25 protein-coding genes are annotated in these 25,795 nt (G+C 41.4%); 10 read left to right on the forward strand and 15 right to left on the reverse strand.

Annotation, left to right across the window (positions count from 1 at the left end):
* Positions 1-25 precede the first annotated feature (25 nt).
* The gene (locus FLL46_RS13995) at positions 26-1,627 is read right to left on the reverse strand and encodes an ABC-F family ATPase (protein ID WP_142894409.1); all 1,602 of its coding nucleotides are present in this window, start codon (positions 1,625-1,627) and stop codon (positions 26-28) included.
* Positions 1,628-1,889: 262 nt separating this feature from the next.
* On the opposite strand from FLL46_RS13995, the gene FLL46_RS14000 reads away from it, so the two are divergent.
* The 5 genes from FLL46_RS14000 (at position 1,890) to FLL46_RS14020 (ending at position 6,248) form a co-directional block, all read left to right on the forward strand.
* Positions 1,890-2,285 carry a GntR family transcriptional regulator gene (locus tag FLL46_RS14000; RefSeq protein ID WP_210418707.1) on the forward strand — a complete coding sequence of 132 codons (396 nt, stop codon included), beginning with the start codon at positions 1,890-1,892 and terminating at the stop codon, positions 2,283-2,285.
* Positions 2,286-2,287: 2 nt separating this feature from the next.
* Positions 2,288-3,178, forward strand: a complete 891-nt coding sequence (locus FLL46_RS14005; RefSeq protein ID WP_142894411.1) for an ABC transporter ATP-binding protein — start codon at positions 2,288-2,290, stop codon at positions 3,176-3,178.
* The gene (locus tag FLL46_RS14010; RefSeq protein ID WP_142894413.1) at positions 3,165-4,487 is read left to right on the forward strand and encodes a hypothetical protein; all 1,323 of its coding nucleotides are present in this window, start codon (positions 3,165-3,167) and stop codon (positions 4,485-4,487) included. The genes FLL46_RS14005 and FLL46_RS14010 overlap by 14 nt, the downstream gene beginning before the upstream one ends.
* Positions 4,488-5,057: 570 nt before the next feature.
* Entirely contained in the window at positions 5,058-5,768 is a 711-nt protein-coding gene (locus FLL46_RS14015) for a UPF0149 family protein (protein ID WP_142894415.1), read from the forward strand.
* A 90-nt stretch (positions 5,769-5,858) separates the two neighbouring features.
* Entirely contained in the window at positions 5,859-6,248 is a 390-nt protein-coding gene (locus tag FLL46_RS14020; RefSeq protein ID WP_142894417.1) for a hypothetical protein, read from the forward strand.
* A 65-nt stretch (positions 6,249-6,313) separates the two neighbouring features.
* On the opposite strand, the gene ruvB is transcribed toward FLL46_RS14020, so the two are convergent.
* Positions 6,314-7,336: a Holliday junction branch migration DNA helicase RuvB gene (ruvB, locus tag FLL46_RS14025; protein ID WP_142894419.1), complete on the reverse strand. Its 1,023-nt coding sequence runs from the start codon at positions 7,334-7,336 to the stop codon at positions 6,314-6,316.
* Between the two features lie 239 nt (positions 7,337-7,575).
* Here ruvB and FLL46_RS14030 point away from each other — a divergent pair, with 239 nt between their 5' ends.
* The gene (locus tag FLL46_RS14030; RefSeq protein ID WP_142894421.1) at positions 7,576-8,688 is read left to right on the forward strand and encodes an S-(hydroxymethyl)glutathione dehydrogenase/class III alcohol dehydrogenase; all 1,113 of its coding nucleotides are present in this window, start codon (positions 7,576-7,578) and stop codon (positions 8,686-8,688) included.
* 86 nt (positions 8,689-8,774) lie between these two features.
* Positions 8,775-9,620, forward strand: a complete 846-nt coding sequence (gene fghA / locus FLL46_RS14035) for an S-formylglutathione hydrolase (protein WP_142894423.1) — start codon at positions 8,775-8,777, stop codon at positions 9,618-9,620.
* 94 nt (positions 9,621-9,714) lie between these two features.
* Here fghA and FLL46_RS14040 read toward each other — a convergent pair whose 3' ends face one another.
* The 6 genes from FLL46_RS14040 to FLL46_RS14065 all read right to left on the reverse strand — a co-directional run bounded on the left by FLL46_RS14040 (position 9,715) and on the right by FLL46_RS14065 (position 15,018).
* Complete coding sequence (locus tag FLL46_RS14040; RefSeq protein WP_142894425.1) at positions 9,715-10,587, reverse strand: AraC family transcriptional regulator; 873 nt, start codon at positions 10,585-10,587, stop codon at positions 9,715-9,717.
* A gap of 91 nt (positions 10,588-10,678) precedes the next feature.
* Positions 10,679-11,434 (reverse strand): alpha/beta hydrolase, encoded by a 756-nt coding sequence (locus tag FLL46_RS14045; protein WP_142894427.1) that lies wholly within the window; start codon positions 11,432-11,434, stop codon positions 10,679-10,681.
* Positions 11,435-11,641: 207 nt separating this feature from the next.
* On the reverse strand, positions 11,642-12,844 hold the full coding sequence (locus FLL46_RS14050) for an acyltransferase family protein (RefSeq protein WP_142894429.1): 1,203 nt from the start codon (positions 12,842-12,844) through the stop codon (positions 11,642-11,644).
* A 98-nt stretch (positions 12,845-12,942) separates the two neighbouring features.
* Positions 12,943-13,617 (reverse strand): ABC-2 transporter permease, encoded by a 675-nt coding sequence (locus tag FLL46_RS14055; RefSeq protein WP_142894431.1) that lies wholly within the window; start codon positions 13,615-13,617, stop codon positions 12,943-12,945.
* A complete protein-coding gene (locus tag FLL46_RS14060) occupies positions 13,614-14,528 on the reverse strand; it encodes an ABC transporter ATP-binding protein (RefSeq protein WP_142894433.1) in 915 nt (304 codons plus the stop codon). Before FLL46_RS14060 ends, FLL46_RS14055 begins: the two co-directional genes overlap by 4 nt.
* Entirely contained in the window at positions 14,518-15,018 is a 501-nt protein-coding gene (locus FLL46_RS14065; protein ID WP_210418708.1) for a GntR family transcriptional regulator, read from the reverse strand. Before FLL46_RS14065 ends, FLL46_RS14060 begins: the two co-directional genes overlap by 11 nt.
* A gap of 243 nt (positions 15,019-15,261) precedes the next feature.
* Here FLL46_RS14065 and FLL46_RS14070 point away from each other — a divergent pair, with 243 nt between their 5' ends.
* Complete coding sequence (locus FLL46_RS14070) at positions 15,262-15,957, forward strand: hypothetical protein (protein WP_142894435.1); 696 nt, start codon at positions 15,262-15,264, stop codon at positions 15,955-15,957.
* A gap of 81 nt (positions 15,958-16,038) precedes the next feature.
* Here the strand turns inward: FLL46_RS14070 and ruvA are convergent, their stop codons facing one another.
* The 5 genes from ruvA to FLL46_RS14095 all read right to left on the reverse strand — a co-directional run bounded on the left by ruvA (position 16,039) and on the right by FLL46_RS14095 (position 21,245).
* Positions 16,039-16,647, reverse strand: a complete 609-nt coding sequence (gene ruvA, locus FLL46_RS14075) for a Holliday junction branch migration protein RuvA (protein WP_142894437.1) — start codon at positions 16,645-16,647, stop codon at positions 16,039-16,041.
* Between the two features lie 130 nt (positions 16,648-16,777).
* Positions 16,778-17,296, reverse strand: coding sequence for a crossover junction endodeoxyribonuclease RuvC (gene ruvC / locus FLL46_RS14080; RefSeq protein ID WP_142894439.1), 519 nt, complete (start codon positions 17,294-17,296; stop codon positions 16,778-16,780).
* A gap of 359 nt (positions 17,297-17,655) precedes the next feature.
* Positions 17,656-18,399 (reverse strand): YebC/PmpR family DNA-binding transcriptional regulator, encoded by a 744-nt coding sequence (locus FLL46_RS14085; protein WP_142894441.1) that lies wholly within the window; start codon positions 18,397-18,399, stop codon positions 17,656-17,658.
* Positions 18,400-18,619: 220 nt separating this feature from the next.
* Positions 18,620-20,401: an aspartate--tRNA ligase gene (gene aspS / locus FLL46_RS14090; RefSeq protein ID WP_142894443.1), complete on the reverse strand. Its 1,782-nt coding sequence runs from the start codon at positions 20,399-20,401 to the stop codon at positions 18,620-18,622.
* Between the two features lie 205 nt (positions 20,402-20,606).
* On the reverse strand, positions 20,607-21,245 hold the full coding sequence (locus FLL46_RS14095; RefSeq protein WP_246119320.1) for a DUF1287 domain-containing protein: 639 nt from the start codon (positions 21,243-21,245) through the stop codon (positions 20,607-20,609).
* A gap of 309 nt (positions 21,246-21,554) precedes the next feature.
* Between FLL46_RS14095 and FLL46_RS14100 the strand changes: the two genes are divergently transcribed.
* Positions 21,555-22,166 (forward strand): hypothetical protein, encoded by a 612-nt coding sequence (locus FLL46_RS14100; protein ID WP_142894445.1) that lies wholly within the window; start codon positions 21,555-21,557, stop codon positions 22,164-22,166.
* A 65-nt stretch (positions 22,167-22,231) separates the two neighbouring features.
* Positions 22,232-22,969 carry an oxygen-binding di-iron domain-containing protein gene (locus tag FLL46_RS14105; RefSeq protein ID WP_142894447.1) on the forward strand — a complete coding sequence of 246 codons (738 nt, stop codon included), beginning with the start codon at positions 22,232-22,234 and terminating at the stop codon, positions 22,967-22,969.
* Between the two features lie 111 nt (positions 22,970-23,080).
* On the opposite strand, the gene FLL46_RS14110 is transcribed toward FLL46_RS14105, so the two are convergent.
* Both FLL46_RS14110 and rlmB read right to left on the reverse strand, forming a co-directional pair.
* Complete coding sequence (locus FLL46_RS14110) at positions 23,081-24,889, reverse strand: DUF885 domain-containing protein (RefSeq protein ID WP_210418709.1); 1,809 nt, start codon at positions 24,887-24,889, stop codon at positions 23,081-23,083.
* A gap of 133 nt (positions 24,890-25,022) precedes the next feature.
* Positions 25,023-25,763 (reverse strand): 23S rRNA (guanosine(2251)-2'-O)-methyltransferase RlmB, encoded by a 741-nt coding sequence (rlmB, locus tag FLL46_RS14115; protein WP_142894449.1) that lies wholly within the window; start codon positions 25,761-25,763, stop codon positions 25,023-25,025.
* Between the last annotated feature and the right edge of the window lie 32 nt (positions 25,764-25,795).

Raw genomic sequence — 25,795 nt, forward strand, 5'->3', positions numbered from 1 at the left:
CTGACGAAAACGACTATTTCCATAATTACTTTTTACTCTCAACAACACCTTGCGATATCAAATAATCCTCATACTTCCCTTCAAAATTAACAATCCCATCCGTCTTCATATCCAATACCCTGGTCGCCAAGGAAGAAACAAATTCGCGGTCATGAGAAACGAAAATTAAAGTGCCTTCGTAATGTTCTAATGCCAAGTTTAATGCTTCGATTGATTCCATATCCATATGATTAGTTGGCTCGTCCATAATCAGAATATTCGGTCTTTGCATGATCAGCTTACCAAACATCATGCGGCCTTTTTCACCACCGGATAATTTAGTCACAGACTTTTTAATATCATCCTGGGAAAACAACATGCGACCAAGAATTCCTCTGACAACTTGCTCATCCTCGCCAGGATTGCGCCATTGGCTCATCCAGTCGAACAAACTAATTTCTTCGGCGAAATCTTCGTTATGGTCCTGCGCGTAGTAACCGATATTCACATTTTCTGACCATTTAACCTCGCCTGATTTTGCCGGTAATTCTCCGACTAAAGTTTTCAGGAATGTTGTCTTACCAATTCCGTTGGGCCCAATCACAGCAACTCGTTCACCAACTTCAAGCATTAGGTCAAAGTCATTGATTAACATCTCTTGATAACCATTCGAAACTTTTTCTAACTCTAACGCTAATCGATAAAGTTTTTTCTCTTGGGTAAAACGGATAAATGGGCTAACGCGGCTAGAGGGTTTGACTTCTTCTAATTGGATTTTTTCCATCCTTCTAGCACGGGAAGTCGCCTGTTTGGCTTTTGAAGCATTAGCCGAGAAGCGGCTGACAAAGGTTTGTAACTCAGCGATTTGCGCTTTTTTCTTCGCGTTGTCAGCTAACAATCGCTCACGTGCCTGGGTCGCTGCAGTCATATATTCATCATAGTTACCAGGAAATAAACGCAGCTCCCCATAATCAAGATCAGCCATGTGGGTGCAAACACTGTTGAGAAAGTGGCGATCATGGGAAATGATAATCATCGTCGATTGACGTTGGCTGAGTATCTCTTCAAGCCAGCGAATTGAGTTGATGTCCAGGTTATTGGTCGGCTCGTCAAGTAGCATTATATCTGGATCAGCAAACAGGGCCTGCGCCAGCAACACTCGGAGTTTCCAACCCGGCGCTACCTCACTCATTGGCCCAAAGTGTTGCTCAGTTGGAATATCCAGTCCTAACAATAATTCGCCAGCACGAGACTCCGCTGTGTAACCGTCCATCTCGGCAAATTTGACTTCCAGATCCGCCACCAGCATCCCTTCTTCTTCACTCATTTCAGCTAAAGAATAAATTCGGTCTCGTTCCTGTTTTACTTCCCACAATTCTTTGTGGCCCATAATGACGGTGTCGATAACAGAAAACTCTTCAAACGCAAACTGATCTTGGCCTAACACGCCGACTCTTTCATTTGGATCAGTGGTTACATTACCTGCTGAAGGCTCTAGCGCCCCCGACAAAATCTTCATAAATGTAGACTTTCCGCAGCCATTAGCCCCTATAAGACCATATCGGTTGCCTTCGCCAAATTTAATAGAAATATTTTCGAACAATGGTTTAGCACCAAACTGCATGGTGATGTTAGCGGTAGAAATCAATGTAAAAGCCTTTAATTCAAATAGTTAACAGGGCGTGTGTTTATCTTTCGTTCTTTGTGAGAAAAACTCGGCAGAACTTCAGAGGGCGCGCATTTTAGCTTAGTTTGGATAGAAAGTAATCAACCTTAGTGAAAAATTCATTGACAGTTCATCACTTAGTGTATCATTATATTAATACACCAATATAAACACTGATACACTGACAGCTAATCAAGCAAAACATTCAGTTGTATCTGACTCAATTCGGGTAGAAGGAAAAGTTGTGACAACTTCATCAATGGTCAATTTGTTTTCATTAAATACTAGTTCAGGTATTCCAATATACCGGCAACTTATTGATCAAATAAAACAAGCTATTCGAATGGATTTATTAAAGCCAGGTGAACAATTACCTTCAGTCAGAAACCTGGCTAGCGCATTGCAAATTAATCCTATGACCATTTCAAAAGCGTTTGCCCAACTGGAACTGGAAGGCGTGCTTATTCGAAAGCGTGGCATTGGGATGCTAGTGACCGAGCAGGAAAAAGGCGAGGCACTAACGCCAGCAATAGAATTACCACTCGTAGAGTTTATTCAAAACGCCAGGTCGGAAAACCTGGACGATGAATCAATTATGACATTGGTTCAACAGTATTTATCGATTCACACCAAGGGTTAAATATGATGACGACTCCTATTATTTCCATCGCAAACTTATCTAAATCTTACCAGAATAATTTAGTATTAAATTCGCTTTCCTGGGATATTGAACAAGGTGATATTGTCGCACTACTTGGCAAAAACGGCGCAGGAAAAAGCACTTTACTCGAAACCATCATGAATTTACGCAATGGTGATCAAGGAGAACTAAAACTCTGGGATAAACATTGGGAGCAACTCGACCAGCCAACTCGTGAAAAAATTGGTTTTGTCGCACAAGATATAAAAGGGTTCGAATGGATGCGGGTTAGCGACTTCCTCAGTTATATTGGTGGTTTCTTCCCAACATGGAACAAAGATTATTGCGAACAATTACAAAGCCGTTGGAACCTGGACCCGAAAAAGCGAGTGGGTGATTTGTCAGGCGGACAGAGTCAGATATTACACGTTATTCAAGCCCTGTCGATAAAACCCGAGCTGTTAATTCTCGATGAACCTGTAGCTCACCTCGATCCCAGTATGCGGCGCCAGTTTTTATCAGAACTGATCGAGTTAACTTGCGAGCTCAATTCTACCGTTGTATTTTCCAGCCACATCGTTTCTGATCTGGAACGCGTAGCCAACAAAGTCGCACTGCTACAAAACGGAATCATCGATTACTACTATGATGTAGAACAATTAAAATCAAGTATTGCCCATGTCAAAATATCGGCTGATATTCCCATAGAACAAACCCCGTTATTCACCGAGTTTGTTAATTGGCGCCCACTCACAAACGGTGCAACGGCAAGTGTAGTACGCCCTCTGGAAAGCTCAATTGAAAATATTGCAGCCCAATCAAATACCAATATAGAAACAACGCCATTATCTCTGGAAGACTGGTATCTGGAGGTTAGTCATGCGGCAGGTTAGACAAACTTTATGGAATTTATTTTCTCATTCGTGGATAACATTAATTGCAATTACAATTCTCACTATTGTTTTTGTTTCTTTTCAACTGATAATCTATGTTGCCGAAATTCAGCAAAGCGATGCTTTTAAAGCCAGCACTATGACAAACCTGGTATTGGCTTGCTTCTGGGGAATTTACATTGGCGGAGCGCTGTTAAGGTTAAAACAATACTATCTCTGGAAAATTAACCAGTGTTTCCGTCAAACTCTGGTGACCACCTATCTCGGGTTACTGGGTGTTTTTAATCTATTGTTAATCTTTCCTGCCTATTTAAATATCAACTCGAATCACTCGCCACTGGTGTTAGTCGCTCCGTTTTGTGTCAGTATTTTTGCCTCACAAGTCGTACTAGCTAAGTCCCTTATTCTTAGAGCAATCGTTCCTGTAACCCCATTTATCATCGGTCAACTTTATTGGCTAAATGTTGACGAAAGCCTGATCATGTTGCTCATTATCGCGAGCACTTGTGGATTGATTTATTATTTGTATCAAAGTTCCAGTTATCGGAGAACGGAACCTCAGGATATGGTCTTTCCGGTAGCTTCACAATCTACTGGATTCAAGCCTTCAATCGTTTTTAAGTTCAATTATTTTATTAGCTTAATGATCGCTAACCACATCACCAAAAATAAAAAAAATGTCAGCTGGTCAATTTTATTACCTCATTCAAAACTTGCCATTTTTTCGTTTTTCTATGTTTTACTCATATTTGTCTTTTTAATATTTTTAGGTGGTGCAAAAAAATCAATGCTTGAGGTCTTTACATTAATCTTCATTTCGACATCATTAATCGCTATCGTTATGGAAGCGCGACAGCTGTTGCCTCAAGTTAAATTGTTTTCACATGTTTTTACAGAAGTTGATCATCGGCGATTAAAAAACAAAATTCTCATATCCTTAGATAAGGCTTTCACCTACAACGGTTTAATATTTATCACGGGTGCATTTCTGGTGGGTCAGCTACTCTCGCTAGAGAGTGACGCTCTGTATTTCTTTTCGGCTTCAATTGCAACATTATTGATTGCGATGGCACTTCATCCGTTGCTACTGTGTTTGACTTGGATAAATGTTTCGCTTACACAAATCTTAGTTGTTAGTGTCTATTTTCTAGCAATCTTCTTCGTTAGCGGTTGGATAGAAGCCAATCACAATTCGCTATTTTACTCTTGGGAAGTTTTATTATTTTTTATCTGTCTGGTAATCACAAGAACATTGGCGCAAGTATTATTTTGGAAAAAACCATTGGAAAAGTTACTTAAAACTAAATGATCTAATTTTGGGCGATCTAATTTTGGACGACCTTATTTTTGAACTGGCAGTCACTACCAGGGCAAAGAAACGCAGACTTACACCAGGAGGCCGACATGAATGTGATACTACCGGGGTTAGGCATCGTCATTTTGTGTAATTTGACTAATGAAATTGCGTGGTCGATGTCTATTTGCCTACTCCCCATTTGCCTAATAGGGCTATGCCGGTCAAAGCTTATTTTTTCAATAGTATCCCGCCCTGTATTCGCTAAATTCCGATTAATGCAAATTGGCAGGCAGACGCCTTGCCTTCATCAAAAACAGGAAAGTACAATCATTAAGCCCTGACAATAACGACCATGTCGCTAATAATTATTAATTACAAATTGATAATTAACAACATCGCACCATTCGATAACCATTATCAAATGTATAGATTTTCAGTCGTTGAACATTGAAACTGGCACTATACTTCACTTTTAATACCACGCCGACCAGTCATCAGTTACATTAGAAATTAATCATCAGGGAGTTTTTTTCATGGGTAAAACATGTACAATTCGTTTAAAGATCATTAGCAGAGTTGTACATGTCGTATAGTTTAGAAGAGCTTGAAATTTGCTTCAGCCAACCTTCAATCAAGCAGTCATTTGATGAATTGTATCAATGCCTGGGTTTTATTACCGCTGTGGCTTCCAGCCCTGATGAAATCAAGCCCAGCGAATGGATGGAACAACTTGTCATTACCGAGAGCAAGCGACCTCAATTTGATAGCGAATCTCAGGTTAAGACACTATCGAGTAACTTCACCGCCTGGTGGAATCATTGCGATGCGGTGTTTGATCACGCGACTCAGCTAGAACTACCTGAAAAAATTGGCTTAACCGCCAGCGGTAAACCCAACAAAAGTCTGGTTGAATTTTCATCAGGTTATTTAAAAGGCTATAACTGGCTGTCAAAAACCTGGCAGACGTTGCTACCACGTGGCAATGAAGAGGCCGCGAGAAGTTTAACCGTGTTGAACGCGATATTGGCGCGTTTTGTCAACGAAAGTGAATTAGCCCAGGCAAACCCTAAGCTTTTAGCCCAATTACCTGACCTTAAAGGTTGCTTTAAAACACTGCCTAACCTTTTGTCAGCAGTTGGTATGCTGGGTAAAGATATTGCGTCACAGCGAGCCGCTAAACAAAAAGAGCCACAAGAAAACCTGCCGTTTAACAATATTTATCGCAATATCGGCCGTAATGACAGCTGTCCCTGTGGCAGCGGCAAAAAATTTAAACGATGCTGTTTACATTAAAGATAGGTTTAAATCAAAATCAGGTTTACATCAAAGTAAGTAAATCTTCCATTTTCGCTAGCTGTTATTGATTAATAAGAGGAAATTTGTATGTTAAGAGTCGCTTCGATCACATTATTATTGCTCTTATTCGGCTGCCAGCAAGGGGCTACCGGACCACAGTCAAATGAAACCCCAGTGGTTGAAACTTCTCAGCCCGAATCCAGTGAGGTAAGTACGGTGACAGCAACCCTCCCATTTACCGGCACGGTAAAATATTTTGACCTTGAAGGCGGCTTTTTCGGAATTGTCACCAGCAAGGGACAAAAACTATTGCCGATGAATCTTGATAAAAAATATCTTCAAAATGGTACTGTTATTGAATTTTCCGGTGACTATAAAGAAGGCATGATGACCATTCAAATGTGGGGAAAACCCTTTGAATTAAAAGAGGTCAAGCTCATCAAAAAAGGCAAGGAAGTGCGCGATTCAGACCTTTAGCAAAGATGAATCGAATCAACCTGGTCTTAAACTAGCGCGGCTTGTTTTACACAAAAATAAGCCTGTCAGCCGCTAAATAAATCATTGGTGACCGGTTTATAGCCAAAATGTTGATAGGCTAACTTGGTCGCTACTCTGCCACGTGGTGTACGGTGAATAAAGCCCTGTTGAATGAGAAATGGCTCTAACACATCATCAATCGTATCTCGTTCTTCGCCAATTGCAGCGGCTAACGAGTCCAAACCAACCGGACCACCGTCAAATTTCTCTATAATCGCTAATATTAGTTTCCGGTCCATATTATCAAACCCTTTATCATCAACATCTAGCAGATTAAGCGCCTTGTCTGAAATATCAGGCGTGATTTTGCCGTCAGATTTGACTTCCGCGTAATCTCTAACTCGGCGCAGTAAGCGGTTAGCAATTCGGGGGGTTCCTCTTGATCGCCGAGCGATCTCCTTTGCGCCTTCAGTGTTAATGGGGATCCCAGTAATATTCGCCGAGCGTTCAACAATGTTGGTGAGATCTTGAATATCATAAAACTCAAGCCTTTGGACTATCCCAAACCGATCCCTTAAGGGAGAAGTCAACAAACCAGCTCTTGTGGTTGCTCCCACCAGGGTAAAAGGTGGCAGGTCGAGTTTAATTGAACGCGCCGCCGGACCTTCACCGATCATAATATCGAGCTGATAATCCTCCATCGCAGGATAAAGTATCTCTTCAACCATTGGACTTAGTCGGTGGATTTCGTCGATAAATAAAACATCGTTTTCTTCCAGGTTAGTTAACAAAGCAGCTAAATCTCCCGCCTTTTCCAGCACAGGGCCTGAAGTATGTCGAATATTAACGCTCATTTCATTGGCAATAATATTGGCTAAGGTCGTTTTACCAAGCCCTGGCGGACCGAAGATTAACGTGTGATCAAGTGCATCATTTCGCTTTCTGGCAGCCTGAAAAGCGATATCCATTTGCTCGCGAACTTTTGGTTGGCCAACATAATCAGCCAACGTTTTCGGGCGTATCGCCCTATCGACCTGCTCTTCGGTTCCCTGGCTTGTAGCGCTTATGATTCGGTCAGTCTCAATCATGGACAATATTTACGACTTATGTAGGTATTTGAGTAGTATTTTAACCAGATTTTAGCTTTGGAGGAAAATAAATTTAGCAATGTGGGTAAGATCCATCAGCAACCTTATGAAATCAGCCACATTCTAATGCTCCGTAAGCTCGCCACAGTTGCAAAACCGATCCGCTAATTGCACAATAGTTTAACCCTCTGCCTGGCTTCACAGGCCACTAAAAGAAAACAAGAAGGAATCACCAGACTATGGAAACTATTGCTGCCGTTGCCTATCAAGCGGGAAAGCCGCTTAGTATCGAGACAGTTCAACTTGCTGAGCCTCGCGCCGGCGAATGTCTGATCGAAATAAAAGCGACCGGTGTTTGTCACACCGATGAATTCACTCTCTCAGGCGCAGACCCTGAAGGTCTGTTTCCGGCGATTCTTGGCCATGAAGGCGCGGGAATTGTTCGCGAAGTTGGTGCAGGTGTGACTTCGCTTCAGCCCGGTGATCACGTCATTCCACTCTATACACCGGAATGCCGCCAATGTGAATATTGCTTGTCGGGCAAAACTAACCTTTGCCAAGCCATTCGCGAAACGCAGGGTCGCGGTGTCATGCCTGATGGTAGTTCGCGCTTTTCCATTGATGGCGAAAAGATTCATCATTATATGGGCACTTCAACTTTTTCTAATTTTACCGTCGTACCTGAAATTGCCTTGGCAAAGATCCGAAAGGATGCGCCGTTCGATAAAGTCTGCTACATCGGTTGTGGTGTAACCACTGGAATTGGTGCAGTAATAAACACCGCTAAAGTTCAGCCCGGCGATAATGTTATTGTATTTGGACTTGGTGGTATCGGTTTGAATGTTATTCAGGGTGCACGAATGGTGGGCGCTAATATGATTGTTGGCGTTGACACTAATCCGGCCAAAAAAGAGATGGCTGAAAAATTTGGTATGACTCATTTTGTTAACCCGAGTGAAGTCGAAGGCGATCTAGTCCCTTACCTTGTCGATCTGACCAAAGGCGGTGCGGATCATTCGTTTGAATGTATCGGCAATGTGGATGTGATGCGAGATGCACTTGAGTGTTGCCATAAAGGTTGGGGCGAAAGCACAATAATCGGCGTTGCCGGAGCAGGTCAGGAAATTAACACCCGTCCGTTTCAACTCGTCACCGGTCGAGTTTGGCGCGGTTCTGCCTTTGGTGGCGCAAAGGGGCGTACCGACGTTCCTAAAATTGTTGATTGGTACATGGATGGAAAAATTAACATCGACGATCTAATCACTCACACCATGCCGCTAAAAGATATCAATAATGCTTTCGATTTGATGCACGCAGGCGAAAGTATCAGAAGCGTGGTTTTATTTGACTAAGACTAAAACTCTCCGCTCAGAAAATGAGCGGAACCCTCTTCTCTTTTAAATTAAGAAAACATTAATCAATACCGAGAAAATAAATCATGTCATTGATTGTTAAATCGAAACAAAAGTCCTTTGGCGGAACCCAAGGTGTTTATACCCACCAATCGGCGAGTACTCAATGCGAAATGGAATTGAGTGTTTACCTTCCCGAAAAAGCCGATACAGAAAAATGCCCGGTGATTTATTATTTATCAGGCTTAACCTGCACTCAGGAAAACGTCACCGTCAAAAGTGGTTTTCAAAAATATGCCAATGAAGCCGGTCTCATTGTCGTTTGCCCCGATACCAGCCCAAGAGGTACAGATTATCCTGGCGAAAATGACAGTTACGATTTTGGTAGTGGTGCAGGATTTTATCTGAACGCGACTCAAGCGCCCTGGTCAACTAGCTACCGAATGTACGATTATGTTGTCAATGAACTTACCGATCTGATTAATAATAACTTTCCGGTGATTCAGGAAAAATGCGGTATTTTCGGTCATTCAATGGGTGGGCATGGCGCATTGACCATAGGTTTAAAAAACCCGGAAAAATTCAAATCAATTTCAGCATTTTCTCCAATCGTCGCCCCCTCTCAATGCCCATGGGGAGAAAAAGCTTTTAGCGGTTATCTTGGCAAAGATAAGGAAGCCTGGAAAAATTACGATGCCACGCAACTTATTCAGAACGGGCATCGAAGCGCGAATAATATTCTTATCGATCAAGGGACAGCTGACGATTTTTTAACGGAGCAATTAAAACCAGAACTATTTCAACAAGCCTGCGAACAACACGGACAACCCTTAACACTACGAATGCAACCTGGATATGATCACTCCTACTACTTTATTGCATCTTTTATGAAAGATCATATTTCGTTTCATCAAAAAAATCTCCATCAATAAATTCTTTATTAACATTTGCCGGGGAGTATGTTTTCTCAAGCATTACTCCCTCTAGATAACAAAGTTAATTACGATTTGCCAACAAGTAGAATTTTCACTCTAGTGGCAAGTAAATATCTGTGATCATTTCATGCTCTTTAATATCTGGAAATAAATTTACTCGATGTAAGAAACAAGGAAAATCTCTAAGTTCTTCTCCACTTTGCGGTAGCCATTGACCATAAAGGTATTCGAAGCTCTGGCGAAGATTTTGATCGGAACCTAAGTGACGAATGACCGCACAGCGACCACCTGGAATCGTTTTCTCAATGATACCGTAGCTATTATCATCGACTTCTCCGGTAACCGACGCACAAATGTCTAGTTGATAATCCTCAGCCGCTACTTGTTCGGGATCGTTATACAAAATATTGTATGTTTCACTCACATTTGGAGATAGCCTAACCTCTTTTCGCCATCGAATAAAAGTTCGGACACTCTCAAAGACTTTTTCTGGCGCCCCATGATGTTCCAACGCAGCGACTCGAGTTTCCTTAAACTCAACAATTTTTACTTCTTGATAATTCTCACGCTTTTTCACTTGATAAATTCTCTCACTGTTAATGACTTGAAAACATTGATACCAATGCTCCCAGTCGGGGGCATTTCTAAACTGCATGGGTGTTTGCCCAAATAATTTTTTAAAAGCACGAGAAAAAGATTCAGGGTTTTCGAAACCCGCAATCATTGCGATATCAATAATTTTAAACTGGCCTCTAAATGCTAATTGATATGAAGCTCGTTTCATTCTCTGCAATTGGATATATCTGGAAACTGGCAGCCCAAGTAATTCAGAAAATTGCCTGTGGAAATGGAACTTCGAAAAAAAAGCAACTCGACTGAGTTCATCGATTGAGAAATCGGTATCAAGATTAACATCGATATAATCTAATACTGCCTTGAATTTTTTTAAATAGTGATCAGTCATCGCCCTTTTTCCGAAATACTAGCTAGCGAGATAATAATGCCTGAGAGAATCGCGTTAATCCTGACTGATCTTGCTAATCTTCAACTACATTTTATTCCAGGAACCGTTGAATACTCTCCGAGTATTCTGGATAAAAAGAAATATCATTATGACCTGCCCTGTCAATAATAACTTGAGTTAAAAACTTCTGGCTAATGTGCCTGGCCAGGTTGTCACTTCGTTCGCGAGGAATAACCTGATCATGTTCCGCCACTAACAACAAAGTTGGCTTTTCAATATCAGGCGCCCGCTCAACTGAAAGATATTTATCGGTGATTAACAATGAAACCGGGAAAATTCGATAATGAGATTTCGCGACATTTTCAATACTGTCGTAGGGCGTTACCAGAATCAATTTTGCAATATCACGATTGGCAGCAACATATGTCGCTACACCACTTCCCAGGCTACGGCCAATCAGGCTAATACTTGAATGTTGAGCCTGCACTTCATCATAAACGAATAAAGCATCGGCGTATAAGTTCGATTCTGTTGGCTCGCCTCCGTTTTTACCATATCCACGATAAGGAATTAGATACACCGTGTAATCAGGGGTTACGCGGCGAAAAAATTCAATGTTATTCTCAACGCTCTCCGCGTTACCGCCATAATAAATTATCGCAGCATTGTTATTCGGATTAACAACCCAACCCGACAACTTCAAACCTCGATGATTAAAACTGACTTCCGGAATACCGGTAACTTCTCCAGCAGACTGAGGAAAGTAGAGAAAGGAGCGTTGAAACAGAAAAAGTAACAAGCATAGAAGAATGTAGCTGATAACAAGGATTATCAATATGCTTTTCATCTCTACGATATTAACTCCGAAAGTCTTTCAAATTAGTAAAGAGTAAATTGCTCTATGCTTATTTGCAAATCTAATTTAAGCACATTTTTTCGAGATGTCTATTTGCTCGCGCAGCTCAAAGTAAAAACCTTCCTCAATATTAAGCATTACAGATATCGTATACTACAGATATCAAATGTTACGAATATCAAATACTAAAGATATTCGCTATTTCCTACCATTTAACAACCATCCAATTGGTGTCCACCGAACCAGCAAAATATAACTCACCAGACCAATCGCCAAAGTTCCAAAAGAACCGACAAAAAACTTAACCCAGATATTCCAACTGACATCCAGTAATAAGTATTGAATGAAAAACAATAACGGCAAATGGACGATATAAACCCAGTAAGACGAATCAGCGACAAAACGAACTATTTTGTTTTCTTTATCAAGAAAAAGCCGACCAACAATCAAACTGCAAATACTCAAGTAGACACCAACATAAGCTTCAATAGTAACAATCAGGAGATGTTTCCAACTGTGCTCAATACCATTCGCTGCTTTCATGATGTCTTCGAAAGTGATTGTTCCAGGCAGCTCGTAGTAAAAATATCCATAGCCGACTAAACTAGCAAAAAACATCCACATCCAGTATTTTTTTAATTCGTCCATAAGCTCCTTTTTTTGATAGAACGCACAGCCAAGGAGAAAAAACATACCATAGAAACCAAACGACCAAAGCTCAGGATAAATTCTTTCCGGCGCAGGGTGAGGCGTAACCTGCGAATAGAGTGCAGGAACCAATAACAGCGGCATAATGAAAACGATAAACTTCGGCGTGAGAAACTTTCCATTAAATAAACCATTAAGCAACCGAAAGCGCATGAGAAATGCGATAGTCAAGCAAAACAAACATAAGTTAAACAAAAACCATAAGTGTGTCGTACTAAAAGGCGGTTTGGGAATATCTGGGTTGTTACTAATTGCGACAAAAAATTGCAAAAATGGTGATGGATTTTCGACATTAGTTGCTGCCCAAAATATAGTCCCCATAATCGCAATAAGAACTAACGGTAGAAACAAAAGGAAAGGAGCCAGAATTCGTTTACCACGATTTTTCAAAAACTCACGTAAACCTCTTTTCTCTATCAATAAAAAAGCAAAGAAGCCGGCAATAACAAAAAACAAAGGCATTCTAAACATGTGAGTGAACCAGGCAATCACATCGAGTATCAGTGAGTTTTCTTTATCGGCAGACAACCAGAGATTGTCCATAATGGGGCTATACGCTAACGCAGCATGAAAAAAGATCCCTGTTAACATTGCCAGGGCTCGAAGGTTATCCATGTAGTGATAGCGAATAGATTGATTGATATCAGTTTTTTCAAGGTGAGTGATATCATCACCTGTCATCGTGTGATTCATTACTTATTCCTCTATGAAATACTTTTCAGTTAAAAAGAAGCATTATCAAGTTAATGGAAATTGGCTCATTCAATTCCTGGTTAGTCGAGAGATAGCACCTACAAAAAATCTGTTTTTCTGGACTGGCACCAGAAAGTGACGATAATGATTAGTGCGGCAATCATCAGCTCGATAAGAATGATGCTAGCCGCCGTGGTATTCCAAATTGCCGTCTCCCCTTGAATATGTTTGCTAATTCCCGCAAAACTGGATATCCAAAACCAGAAAAGAGAGACGCCGATATTACAAATGGTTGTCATGACAATTGTCCAAACCTCTGATTCGGTGATCAGTGCAACCGACAAAACCAACAGGTAAGCAACAAATAATTCAAGCAGCACAATCAATGCGAAAGGAATGAGTCCATTTGGTATGTCCGCATTGAAACTGATCACGCTTAAAACGCCCGCCACCAGTAATCCCCAAGGAATTAAAAAAGCCACAATATTGGCTATCAGTTTTGCTACAGTATAATCCGAAAAAGTGACCGGCAAACTCATCACAAAAGACAAAGTTTGCTCTTTGCGCTCATTAACGACTGTCACAAATATCAGGTGCGCTCCAATGATAATAAGAATTGAAACTAGCAAAACGATACCGACATAAAACGAAAGTTTACTTGCCACACTGATTAGAAATAATGAAGCAACCCCGATCGCAAAGTAAAACGCCAGCGCATTACGACAAAATTGCCAGTCTTTAACGAACAAATGTTTTATCATCACGGTATTCATTTTTCAGCTCCTTGGCGACTTGAATGAACTTCGGCGACAAAAATTTCTTCTAATGTCATATTTTCGACGCCCAATATTTCAGCACCTTGCTGCTGGTAAGCAGATACCATATCTGGATTAAATTGATTGGTGGTAACAACTGCCAGATTTCCAGATTGCTGAATGTCAACGACGCCAGGTTGACTCGACGACAGATTATTTTCAGACCAGTCACTTTTGGACAAATCAAGACGAATTCTTTGCCAGCGCTCAAGAAATGTTTCTCTATCCTGAGAATTGACGACTTTGCCTCGATCGATAAAAGTAATTTGATCCGACAATTGTTCAACATCCTGGGTATTATGGGACGAAAACAGAACACTGCGCGTTTCGTCTTTAAGCACTTCCATCAACTCATTCAATACTTCGTGGCGTGCCACAGGGTCAAGGCCTGTTGTTGGTTCATCTAATATCAATAATTTGGGACGACGAGCCAGTACAAGCAACAAGCCAGCTTTCACTCTCTGGCCATGTGAAAGACCTTTAATTTTTTGCCGCGGAATTAAATCAAAACGCTTTAACAAGGTTTCTGCATATCCTTTATCCCAGCTGGGATAAATTGACTGCAAATATTCCATATGCCACTCAATCGTTGCATTTTTGTAGAGGCGCATATCTTCCGAGGCGAAACCAATTTCCCATTTTGCTTTCACCTGTGAAGACGGCATGGAATGTCCGAGCACAGAAACTTCGCCCGCATCCGGTTGAACCAAGCCCATTAAAAGACGGATAGTGGTTGACTTACCTGCGCCGTTAGGACCGATAAGTCCCATAATACAGCCCTCCTCCAGTGCCAGGTTGATTTTCGATAAATTGAAATGAGGGTATCGTTTTGACACTTGTGATAACTTTATTGCTAAATTACTCGTCATTGCTCTTTCCACCATCTTTCTTACTAATTTCATTCTTGCCTGAATGACTTTTCTCCACCACGTCGGTAACGCCCATTGCATCCAATGTTTTTCCTTGCCCTACAGATTCGGAATCGCTAAGTTGATGCAGTAATTCCAGGCGCTTAACCAATTCAGCTAGTCCCAATCCAAGAGATTGCGACTTAACCAAAGCCTCGGTTAAAAGATTATCAATTTCCTGATTCCTTATTTTCGCGCCAAGATTTTCAATACCAGCAACAAACGAGCCTTTTCCCTGGCGCGTAATGATCACTCCTTCGCTTTCCAGCTCCTGGTAAGCCCGCTTAACGGTAATTACACTAACCTTTAACGACACGGCTAACTCCCTGATTGATGGTAATTTAACCCCTTGCGCCCAGTCGCCAATAGCAATACGATTCTTAATCTGCTCAATAATTTGCAAATACATCGGCCTGCCATCTGCCTGGGATAAAATGAACTCGTTTTTCATAAATTGTGAGGTTGATTCCTGAATATGTACACACTGTATATAGTCAATATACACAGTATATACATATATACACACAGAGATCAAGAGACTGTTTTTTGTGGGTTGCTATCAAAAGCTCGATAATATGAACATTCTTTAAGACTACTTGAGCCCCAAAGACAAAAGAGATAGCGTATATTAAAACTGTAAACTTTTTAAATTAAAGTGATTTAGGGGAGATTAATTAAATATGAGGATTTCAGGGTGAGTCTTTTAACTAGACTGATCGCAATACTCGCATGCCTTACTTTTCCAGCGACAATATTGGCAGGAGAACATAAAGGAACTCACGGTATGTTGTTGCTATTAGGAGATGGTCACTTGATTGGTTCCCATTTTCCTTTGTGGAGAAAACCACACGATTTTCAGGCTTTTGTCGAAGTCAGCTTCATAGATGCCAAAACTCAAAAATCAGTCGTAAAAAAAATGGAAAAATCAAATAACTACTTTACTTTAGTTCCTAAACCATTTGACGCGGACAAGTTAAAATCAGGGACAGATTTTAACATCAAGGTCGATGTTTATGATGGCCACTTTGAACGCGCCGGCAAGAAAATAGTCGATTCAGCTAATGCCTCTATGAGAGCTTTGTTTTATCGACAACTAGTACCTGAACTCGATGAAAAAAATAAATCGAAGTATGAAAAGTATTATGCGCTTTATTCTGGTAGAAAGACGTTCCTGTTTAATCGAATCTCTGCTTATCGTCCGTTTGATCACGTTGTGGAAGCAGAAAGTAACCGGGAAAATATTTATTTTCCTTTAGAGGTGAAATTAGTTACGTCAAAATCGCAACCTTCTTATAGTGGCTCATTAGCCAATCTCAAAGCAATTTCGAAACGATATGATTTGGATATTATACGAACTATTTACCTGGAGAAAGATGAGCTCAAATGGTGATGAGTTGTTAAGGTGATTGATTGTTAAACTGTTATTTGAGATCACATGTTAACTTATACACAGCCCCTCTCAGGATTAAATCTACATCATATTTTTGAGCGCAAGTCGGATCAACGTTGACGCCGGTAAACTATCATCATCCAGCTTGCTGATTGCTTTACTGGCTTCCGTAGGTTTATAGCCGAGAGCAACCAAGCCACTAACCGCTTCCTGAACATTAGCACTACCACTAGAAACAGTTTGTGTTGATTGACTTGAGTCTGTCTTCACCGGTGCTTCAACTTGCCAGTCGTTCAGTCGATCTTTCATTTCAATAATCAACCGCTCGGCAGTTTTTTTCCCAACTCCCGGAATTTTAACCAGCGTGGAAGCTTCGCCGTGATGAACATTTTGCACAAATTCAATCGCGCTCATCGCCGATAAGATTGCAAGTGCCAACTTTGGCCCGACTCCATTAACTTTAATGAGTTCTCGAAATAACTTTCGTTCTTCTAAGCTGTAAAATGCAAATAAGGTGTGGGCATTTTCACTCACGGACAGGTGGGTATGCAAAATAGTATTCTGTCCAACTTCTGGCAGTTGATAGATAGTATTCATTGGTGCCTGGCATTCATAACCGACCCCATTGACATCAATTAAAATAAAAGGCGGTTGTTTTTCTAGTAATACACCACTTAATCGTCCGATCATTTTTTTCTCTTTTTAAATTTTTAGTGCCAGGTTCGAAATATCGATACCGTTAATAATTTGTCAATTCAATACACTATTTGTCAATTCAAACATCATTTGCCAATTCTCAAAACATTAATTGACAAGATCTCTATCGCAATCGACCACGGGTCACTTTCTTAGCGCCCGCTTGAAAAAGCGCACTTTGCATTGCGTGGCCATGGCAAATTGCCACCGCGAGTCCATCAGCAGCATCAGCCTGTGGTGACGCACTAAGCCCTAACAAACTGGTCACCATATGCTGAACCTGACTTTTATCAGCACCACCAGTCCCCACCACAGACTGCTTAATCTGACGAGCAGAATACTCAGCAACGACCAAAGCGTGTTGCGCCATAGCGACCATCGCCGCGCCTCGAGCCTGGCCTAGCTTTAGTGCAGAATCTGCATTTTTGGACATAAAAACCTGCTCAATCGCGGCTTCATTTGGCTTGTATTCCTGAACAACTTCGGCAATACAGCTATATATCTGGTTAAGTTTGTCAGAAAGAATGCCATCTTTCACTCTGATACATCCACTGGCAACATATTCCATTTTACGGCCATTTGAACGAATGACACCAAAGCCTGTGATTCTCGAGCCGGGATCAATTCCAAGGATGATTGACATAAAAGTCTCGCAAAGCAGTTTTGTTAGCGCATAATAACCTGCACTAGAATACCATAGTCAATTATCATTAACCTGAATTCTGGATAAGAGTAACTCAGGCTAATGAAACCTCTGGCTAATTAACCTCAGCTGCGCATAAGAAGAGTCATTGAAAGTCAGTACTGGTATGCATTAACACCAAAAACAAGTCTTAAGGATAATTGGGTCCCTCAATGTGAAGCCAGTGCAGCGATTTGAGTGGTTAGCGAGGCGAGTTTGTGTAGTAATAGCAAGCTATTAAAAACAAGCTCAACGAAGAAAACCGCTCAAAGCGCTGTATTGGCTGGCTCTTCTTATGCGCAGCTGAGGTTTATTAAGACCTATAGTTGTTCGTATGCTTCTGGTGGGATATCGGCATTACTATAAACGTTCTGAGTGTCATCAAGATCATCTAGCCGGTCAATTAATTTCAGAACCTTCACCGCCGTGTCAACGTCCAACTCCGCCTGCGTTGCCGGGATCATAGAAACTTCGCCGGCTTCAGGCTTGAGACCTTTTTCTTGAAGCGCCTCTTTTACCGTTAAAAAGTCTTCTGGTGTTGTTAACACTTCAAAGGAACCGTCTTCATGATTGACGATATCATCAGCGCCGGCTTCCAACGCTTCTTCCATAAGCTGGTCTTCATCAACGCCTGATGAAAAAACCATTTGGCCTTTTCTTTCAAAAAGGTATGCAACAGATCCCGATGCAGCTAACTCACTGCCAGCTTTAGTAAATGCATGACGAACTTCTGCGACGGTCCTGTTTTTATTGTCAGTTAAACACTCAACCAGTATCGCAACACCACCAGGCCCATAACCTTCATAGGTCAGATTTTCATAGTTATCACCTTCAGCATTTCCAGCACCACGGGCAATCGCTTTATCAATGGTGTCGCGCTTCATGTTAGCGCCAAGTGCCTTATCGATAACTGCACGCAACGATGGATTATCCTCAGGATTAGGCCCACCGCTTTTTGCTGCCACGACTATTTCACGAATGATCTTCGTGAATATTTTCCCACGTTTAGCGTCTTGTGCCGCTTTGCGGTGTTTGATGTTAGCCCATTTACTATGTCCAGCCATTGGTATGCTCCAATTTATTCACAACATTTATCTGTATTTCAAAACAAACTGTGCAGAGCTATCAATGCCTTGATTAAAAGTTACGGTTAAAACCCACAATTAAAATCAACGATTAAAAATAGCGCTGCTAATTTAGTGCTTTTCTCGACTAAAAACTTATCCTTAACTTCGTCATTCATCTTGCTTGAAAATACTGCTACGACGATGCAATATCACCGTTTTATTCTACATCCTCACCTTTGCTTTTGGCCAGTGACTTAATTGCCAGCTCAGCCAGCTGTGCTTCTGATACTGGAGAAGGTGCCGATGTTAAAGGGCAACTCGCGGTAGTCGTTTTTGGAAACGCTATTACATCTCGAATCGACTCAGCGCCAACCATTAGCATCACCAACCGGTCAAGGCCAAATGCAATTCCACCGTGAGGTGGACAACCATATTTTAAGGCTTCTAACAAAAATCCAAATTTTTCTTCCGCTTCCTGTTTTTCAATTCCTAATAAATCAAAAACTGCCGATTGAATATTCTGATCGTGGATACGAACCGAGCCACCGCCGACCTCACATCCGTTCAATACCATATCATAGGCACGAGATAAGGTTTCCGTAGGAGCTGCTCGAAGCTTGTCAGCATCGTTTTCCTGAGGTGCTGTAAATGGATGGTGTAACGCGTGAAGTTGGCCGTTTTCCTCTTCGAACATCGGGAAATCAACCACCCATAGCGGTTTCCATGCATCTTCTATTAAGTTACGGTCACTCGCAACTTTAAGCCTTAATGCCCCCATTGCATCGGTAACCACTTTATACGAATCAGCGCCGAACAATAAGATATCGCCGGCATTCGCATTGGTGCGCTCTATCAATTGATTAATAATGTCATCATTTAAGAACTTCGCGATTGGCGACTGAACGCCCTCACTACCCTTTCCGGTTTCATTAATTTTTATCCAAGCTAATCCTTTGGCGCCATAACGCCCGGCATACTCACCATATTGGTCAATCTGCTTGCGGCTTAGCTCTGCACCGCCGGGAACACAAATGACCGCCACACGGCCTTTAGGATCGTTTGCTGGATTAGCAAATACCTTAAACTCAACCTGCTTAAGCAAATCAGCCACATCGACCAACTCAATGGCTACCCGCAAATCCGGTTTATCACTGCCGTATCGCTGCATTGCCTCAGCGTAAGGCATACGAGGAAACTCGCCAAGCTCTACATCAAGACAGTCTTTAAATACCTGGCGGATCATATTTTCCATCAATCCCATAATCGCCTCTTCATCCATAAATGAAGTTTCGATATCAAGCTGGGTAAATTCTGGCTGACGATCGGCTCTTAAATCTTCGTCTCGGAAACATCGGACGATTTGATAGTAGCGGTCAAAACCACTCATCATCAGTAATTGTTTAAATAACTGTGGTGACTGAGGTAAAGCGAAAAAAGAACCTTTGTTGGTACGGCTTGGTACCAGATAATCGCGCGCACCTTCAGGTGTTGCTTTGGTCAGAATAGGGGTTTCAATATCGGTAAAGTTTTCAGCTTCAAGAAAATCGCGTAGTTTTTTCGCGACTTTATTACGAAATAAAAGACGCTGCTGCATTTCTGGGCGACGTAAGTCGAGATATCGATATTTGAGGCGTAACTCTTCAGAAACATCTTCATGGCCGTCAATCAGGATAGCAGGTGTTTCCGATTTATTAAGAACAGTCAGACCGGAAGCCAATACTTCGATCGTCCCGGTTTCCATATCTTTATTGATCATACTTTCCGGGCGCAGACGAACAACCCCATCGACACAAACCACAAATTCACTGCGAAGATCTTCAGCCTGGGCAAACAACTCAGCCTGATCAGGCTCAATCACCACCTGAATGATGCCGCTTCGATCTCGAATTTGTAGAAAAATCAAACCGCCCAAATCACGGCGACGATGCACCCAACCCGCAATTTTGACAGACTCTCCGGCTGGTATTTCAAGTAAATCACCACAATAATGGCTGCGCATAATAAAACCTTACAAAAATCGCTGAAAAAACGAGGTTTTAACCTCGCCTGAAAAACCGCGTATATTACTGGATACAGCCTGTAAAGTCGATGATTTTGCGGGGCGCGACTGGTCGTCGTATTTGAAATCGAGAGATATTATTACCAGCCTTAAAAAAGCCGATTACATTAAGTTGATTACGCTGTTCATTAAAGCCTTGATGACTTTACTTAGCTTGCGGAGCAAACCGGTAATGCCCAGTAATTTTAGCGCCGAACAAAAAATCGTCTTCACGTGGTCCAAGCCCAATATTATGCACGATCAGGTACCTTTGGCCGTCAGAGGACTTTCTGTTGCTAACAATACCGATATGGGGCAGGTTTCTGTGTAGCATCCAGGTCACCATATCGCCCGGTTGGTATGCAGCTGCGTTTTTTGAGATAGGCAATTGCTCTCCAAACCGAGAAAAAAACACTTGCAGATTGGGAACTCGACGATGATCGATATTTGTGTCTGGTCTTTTTAGCCCCCAGTTGTCAGGGTATAACTCAAAATGGTCACGCATATCTTCATGGACCAATTGCTGCAAATCAATTCCTAATTGCCGATAACTTCTGATAATCACATCGGTACAGACGCCGATATTTTCAGGCACATCTCCACCAGGATACCGAATTGAGATATAGCGCCCTGAGTAGGTCACGTTTTGCTTTGTCCTTTCCTGCGCAGCTTTAACCAAACGCTCATTCCAGGAAGCGGCTTCTTCAGCGGCATAAACCGCAGAAATCCAAAAGATATTGGCTAAGGCGAAAACCAGTGTTCGCTGAAAAAATTGTCTAATAAACAGGCTTAATTTTACGTTCAAATTTCACTCCTGATGATTTCAACTTAAGTAATCACTGATATTTAATCAATAATTCCATTATTCTTTCATCAATTGGTTTTCTCAATTTGGCTTGAACCTTTTTGACCCAAACCAGCGCGACTGAGTTCAATCTATCATTCTGTTTTTGTCAACTAACTCAATCGATACGGCCCAGGAGGTTACTCTAAAAACCTACACACTAAGAGAATGCAATAAACTATCGATGTAATTAAACCACTAAAAACTGGAAATATTATAAAAATTTGCCTATTTATTAACTACGCTCTCCTTAACGGCCAAGGCGAATTAATGGCGCAAAACAACGATGCCGCAGACACATTTATTTCAGTAGCTCACGTTGCTTCTGAACTATTTAAAGCCCAATCAATTGCAGAAGAATTATCAATTACTTCAAAGAACGCACGCGCTTTGGCAGTAAGAGCAGGTTCAACTGCTGCTGGATTTAATGAGATTACGCGTTTTATCGAAGGATTGTCCAAGCTCACCATTGAAGCAGCTAGCAGCGTTAATACTATAGCGATTTCACAGACCAAAATCGCATCGGATCTTTTTCGCGTGCAGGGATTTATTTCGCGCTTAGATCAGGTCAACTACAACCTTGAGGATGGGCAAGACAATGAACTTGCGCCGATTTATGCAACCGTTAACTCAACCAGAAAATCATTGGAACGACAAATACGCTCTAGTTTGAGAGAACTGGTCGACCGCTTGGATGAAACTAAAATGGAATTGCGAGCAACTCAAGTTGTTTCGGTTGTATCCAGAGTTGAGGCTTCAAGAGCACACGAAGATTTCCAAAACTCATTGAACTCTGTGGCAGACAAAGTTTCCAGCGCCGGGCAGAGAATTAACTCTCATCTGGAAAAAGCCCGTCGACATTTAGCCCATTTAAGAACTTAAAGCTACTGCACGTTTGATCGCAAAAAAATTAATCGATTTATTAAAATAAGGAATAACAAAAGACAATGAAAGCGATTTCCCTGTATCAAAAAGATAAACATCGATGGCTCTGTTTTGGACGAGATCCCGATAAAGACGAGAAAATAATCGACACCAACCAATATATGATAACCAGCGGCAGTCAAAGCATTATCCTTGATCCAGGTGGCATAGAACTATTTTCTCAAATGCTAACTTCTGTTTTACGTTATACCACCCTGGATAACATCAAAGCGTTGTTTGCATCACATCAAGACCCAGACATCATTTCTTCGCTAGGACTCTGGGATCAGTGCTTAAAAAATTCCAAACTTTATTCACCCTGGATTTGGGAGTCTTTCATTCGTCATTTTGGTATGAGCAGTATTGAATATGATCCGATTCCTGATGAAGGTAAAGAAATTCAACTTGGTAATATTACGCTGCAGTTTATTCCTGCTCACTATGTCCATTCCTCTGGTAATTTCAACGTCTATGATAAAGAAGCCAAAATTCTCATGAGTGGTGATATCGGTGCAGCGCTTGACGATAGTGCCGCCCCATTTTTCGTTGAAGATTTTGATGCCCACATTCCCAAAATGGAATATTTTCACCGACGTTGGATGCCATCAAATAAAGCAAAAGAAGAATGGGTGAAACGAGTAAGAAGGTTAGATATCGAAATTATGGCGCCACAACATGGTGGTATTTTCAAAGGAGAAATGATTGGTCAGTTTCTCGACTGGTTTGAACGGCTCGACGTGGGGATCGCAACCAATAAATAGCCTGGAGTTAAACCAATCTCGCTTAACATTAAAAAATGTAACGGTTAAAGATCTTGCCTTCTATTTTAGAAAACTCACATCGTTTTTTCGTCAATAGAAGGCAAATCCAGATTACAAACCGAGTTCTCTTAACATCAATGAGCGAATCACAGGAACCGGCGCACTGCCGTAACTTAAGAATTTATTATGGAATTTTTTCAGGTCAAACTTATCCCCTAGTTTATTTTTCATTTCTTCTCGAAAAGCATAAATCTCGGCGTATCCATTGTAATAACTGGTTAACTGAACCTGCGTCAAAGTTGCTCTTCGCCATTTTCCTTCAGCTTCGGTACGTTCTTGAAACGCTTCATTCATTAATAAATTCAAGCCGTCTTCCCTGGTCATTCCTAGCACTTGAATGCTGTAATCAAGGATAGTGTTCATTACCACCCTGAGATTCCACTTGCTGTACATTAACCACATTTCAGGCTCATCATTGGCGTACCCCGCTTCGAGCATCATTCGCTCAGAATACACAGCCCAGCCTTCGATCATTGCACCATTACCAAAAATTGACTTGATTAAACTCGGTGATTTATTCGCATGTAAAAGTTGCGTGTAATGGCCCGGCATTGCTTCATGAATATTGAGTATTTGCAGAATCCAATGATTGTACTCTCGCAAATAGCTCTCAGCCTGCTCTTCAGTATAATGATCAAGCGGCGTAACGTTGTAATAAGTATTGGCCGTTGCATCGTAAGGTCCTGGCGCATTGACTGAAGCGCCTGCAATCCCGCGCTGATATTCAGGTGTTTCCCTGATAACCAACGGGCGTGATGGGTCCATATCAAGGAGATCTTTTTCAATAATGAATTTTTCAATGATCGGCATTTGCCGTTTCACTTCGTTAACAAAATCACTTCTCTTAACATGTTTAACCGATAAATGATCGATCAGTTGTTTGACCGCAACCAAAGGTTCCGCCGGAATTTGTGTGTCAGGAAAATATTTAGGCCACAGTTGCGTGGTAATTTTAATCATTTCCTGATGCAAATTTTGTTTAGCCGTTAACGCCTTCTGGTAAAGTTCCTTTGCACTATAATCAGAAACGATATCATGTTTAAACTTTTGCTCATACAAGCTTTCTCCTATGCGAAAATCTCTCGCTCCACCGTCAGCAATTTTTTCTTTCTTTGCTTTTAACCAATTGATGTAGCCATTAATAGCAGCAACCGCTTTCTCTAGTTTTGGAGTAAATGCGTCTTTTTCAGCTTTTGATAATGTAGAACTTTCAACACTTTCTGGAATCGATTTCTCGAAAATACTGAGCGCGCCTGTATTTTGTTGTATGGCTAACTCAGTATGCTCAATAGTTGGAACCGTTATATTGTCAATGGCAGCTTGATAATATGCTGACACTTGATCGAGCCTGGTTGAAATAGCACGCAACCTTTCTTCCAATGGTTTATATTCCGTATTAAGTATGACGCCAAAAACGCCGGCAACATTATAATTTGAAGGATTCCAGTGACTTGACTTAAATACTTCCCGATACCACTGTGCCGACTCGATTTGGTTTTTTATCAAGGACCAATCCGTCGCATTCGCTGCAGAAAGTTTGTCGATATCAAAACCTTTAAGTTGCTGTAAAACTTTTCGTGTAAAAGCGACCTCTTTAGCAACACTTTTCTTATCAGGAACCACTAGCTTATCATCATGTTTGTAATAGCCGACATAAACTCCATAACTTGGGTTAAGTGACCAGAACTCTTCAAGAAACTTTTTCTTAAAATCGTCGAAAGCTTCATTTTGATCGGGCTGCGAAACGGTCTTCTCACTGGTTTGTTTACCGACTTGCTGCTTACTATCATTATTTTGCGTCGATTTATCGTCGCCACATGCAGCCAACAATAAACAAGTTATTAAAAATATTTTTTTCACTGGTTTCTCCCACACAATATATTTTGAATAGCCGGAGTCGGTAACATGGTTGCCAACCAAAACGCTAAACCTGTTTTTTTCAAATAATTCTTTAGTTTTATCTTAGGGCGTGTTTATCTTTCGTTCTAGTAACCTAACGACTTCTCTGTCTAACAATTTCGAACAGGCATACACCGGTTGCCACTGAGACATTTAGACTCGACACACTGCCGCTCATCGGTATTTTAATTAATTGATCACATTGTTCTCTGGTTAGTCGGCGCATACCACTTCCCTCGGCTCCCATAACCAGCGCAGTCGCACCGCTAAACTGAGTCTGATAAAGATCTGAAGTTGCCTCACCTGCAGTGCCAATAACCCAGACATTTTGTTGTTTTAACTTAGTTAAAAATCTGGAAAGATTCGTCACCTTAACAACAGGCACATGCTCTGCGGCTCCACACGCAACCTTTCGCGCAACGGCAGTTAATGAAGCCGAGCGATCTTTGGGAACAACGACTGCATCAACGCCAGAAGCATCTGCCGTTCTAAGACAGGCACCTAAGTTGTGCGGGTCGGTCACACCATCTAGAACAAGCAAAAGCAAATCTTGTTTTTCTTCCGCCAGTTCGAGTAGTTGATTTTCATTCATCAACGCATCATTAATTTTTACTTCGGCGATAACCCCTTGATGATTTCCGTTAATCCAGTCATCCATTTTTCTTTTATCAACTTGTTGAAAGCGGAGTCCTGCGTTATTCGCTAATTTTTCTATATGAGAAAGTTTTTTATCATGGCGATTTTTTTGTAAAAATAATTGGATCACTCTTTCTGGCGACTTCTCCAGAAAGCTTTCCACGGCGTGAATGCCAAATATTCTCTCATTTTGACTCATTTTCTATCTCAATCTAAAATTCAGGTTTTACA

This window comes from Aliikangiella coralliicola, from assembly GCF_007004725.1.
Taxonomy (GTDB): domain Bacteria; phylum Pseudomonadota; class Gammaproteobacteria; order Enterobacterales; family Kangiellaceae; genus Aliikangiella; species Aliikangiella coralliicola.

What these genes read in the sequence shown, in the direction of transcription:
- FLL46_RS14005 (WP_142894411.1), top strand. Translation starts at nt 2,288, where the DNA reads ATGATGACGACTCCTATTATTTCCATCGCAAACTTATCTAAATCTTAC.
- FLL46_RS14010 (WP_142894413.1), top strand. Translation starts at nt 3,165, where the DNA reads ATGCGGCAGGTTAGACAAACTTTATGGAATTTATTTTCTCATTCGTGG.
- FLL46_RS14015 (WP_142894415.1), top strand. Translation starts at nt 5,058, where the DNA reads ATGTCGTATAGTTTAGAAGAGCTTGAAATTTGCTTCAGCCAACCTTCA.
- FLL46_RS14020 (WP_142894417.1), top strand. Translation starts at nt 5,859, where the DNA reads ATGTTAAGAGTCGCTTCGATCACATTATTATTGCTCTTATTCGGCTGC.
- ruvB (WP_142894419.1), bottom strand. Translation starts at nt 7,336, where the DNA reads ATGATTGAGACTGACCGAATCATAAGCGCTACAAGCCAGGGAACCGAA.
- FLL46_RS14030 (WP_142894421.1), top strand. Translation starts at nt 7,576, where the DNA reads ATGGAAACTATTGCTGCCGTTGCCTATCAAGCGGGAAAGCCGCTTAGT.
- fghA (WP_142894423.1), top strand. Translation starts at nt 8,775, where the DNA reads ATGTCATTGATTGTTAAATCGAAACAAAAGTCCTTTGGCGGAACCCAA.
- FLL46_RS14040 (WP_142894425.1), bottom strand. Translation starts at nt 10,587, where the DNA reads ATGACTGATCACTATTTAAAAAAATTCAAGGCAGTATTAGATTATATC.
- FLL46_RS14045 (WP_142894427.1), bottom strand. Translation starts at nt 11,434, where the DNA reads ATGAAAAGCATATTGATAATCCTTGTTATCAGCTACATTCTTCTATGC.
- FLL46_RS14050 (WP_142894429.1), bottom strand. Translation starts at nt 12,844, where the DNA reads ATGAATCACACGATGACAGGTGATGATATCACTCACCTTGAAAAAACT.
- FLL46_RS14055 (WP_142894431.1), bottom strand. Translation starts at nt 13,617, where the DNA reads ATGAATACCGTGATGATAAAACATTTGTTCGTTAAAGACTGGCAATTT.
- FLL46_RS14060 (WP_142894433.1), bottom strand. Translation starts at nt 14,528, where the DNA reads ATGACGAGTAATTTAGCAATAAAGTTATCACAAGTGTCAAAACGATAC.
- FLL46_RS14065 (WP_210418708.1), bottom strand. Translation starts at nt 15,018, where the DNA reads ATGAAAAACGAGTTCATTTTATCCCAGGCAGATGGCAGGCCGATGTAT.
- ruvA (WP_142894437.1), bottom strand. Translation starts at nt 16,647, where the DNA reads ATGATCGGACGATTAAGTGGTGTATTACTAGAAAAACAACCGCCTTTT.
- ruvC (WP_142894439.1), bottom strand. Translation starts at nt 17,296, where the DNA reads ATGTCAATCATCCTTGGAATTGATCCCGGCTCGAGAATCACAGGCTTT.
- FLL46_RS14085 (WP_142894441.1), bottom strand. Translation starts at nt 18,399, where the DNA reads ATGGCTGGACATAGTAAATGGGCTAACATCAAACACCGCAAAGCGGCA.
- aspS (WP_142894443.1), bottom strand. Translation starts at nt 20,401, where the DNA reads ATGCGCAGCCATTATTGTGGTGATTTACTTGAAATACCAGCCGGAGAG.
- FLL46_RS14100 (WP_142894445.1), top strand. Translation starts at nt 21,555, where the DNA reads ATGGCGCAAAACAACGATGCCGCAGACACATTTATTTCAGTAGCTCAC.
- FLL46_RS14105 (WP_142894447.1), top strand. Translation starts at nt 22,232, where the DNA reads ATGAAAGCGATTTCCCTGTATCAAAAAGATAAACATCGATGGCTCTGT.
- rlmB (WP_142894449.1), bottom strand. Translation starts at nt 25,763, where the DNA reads ATGAGTCAAAATGAGAGAATATTTGGCATTCACGCCGTGGAAAGCTTT.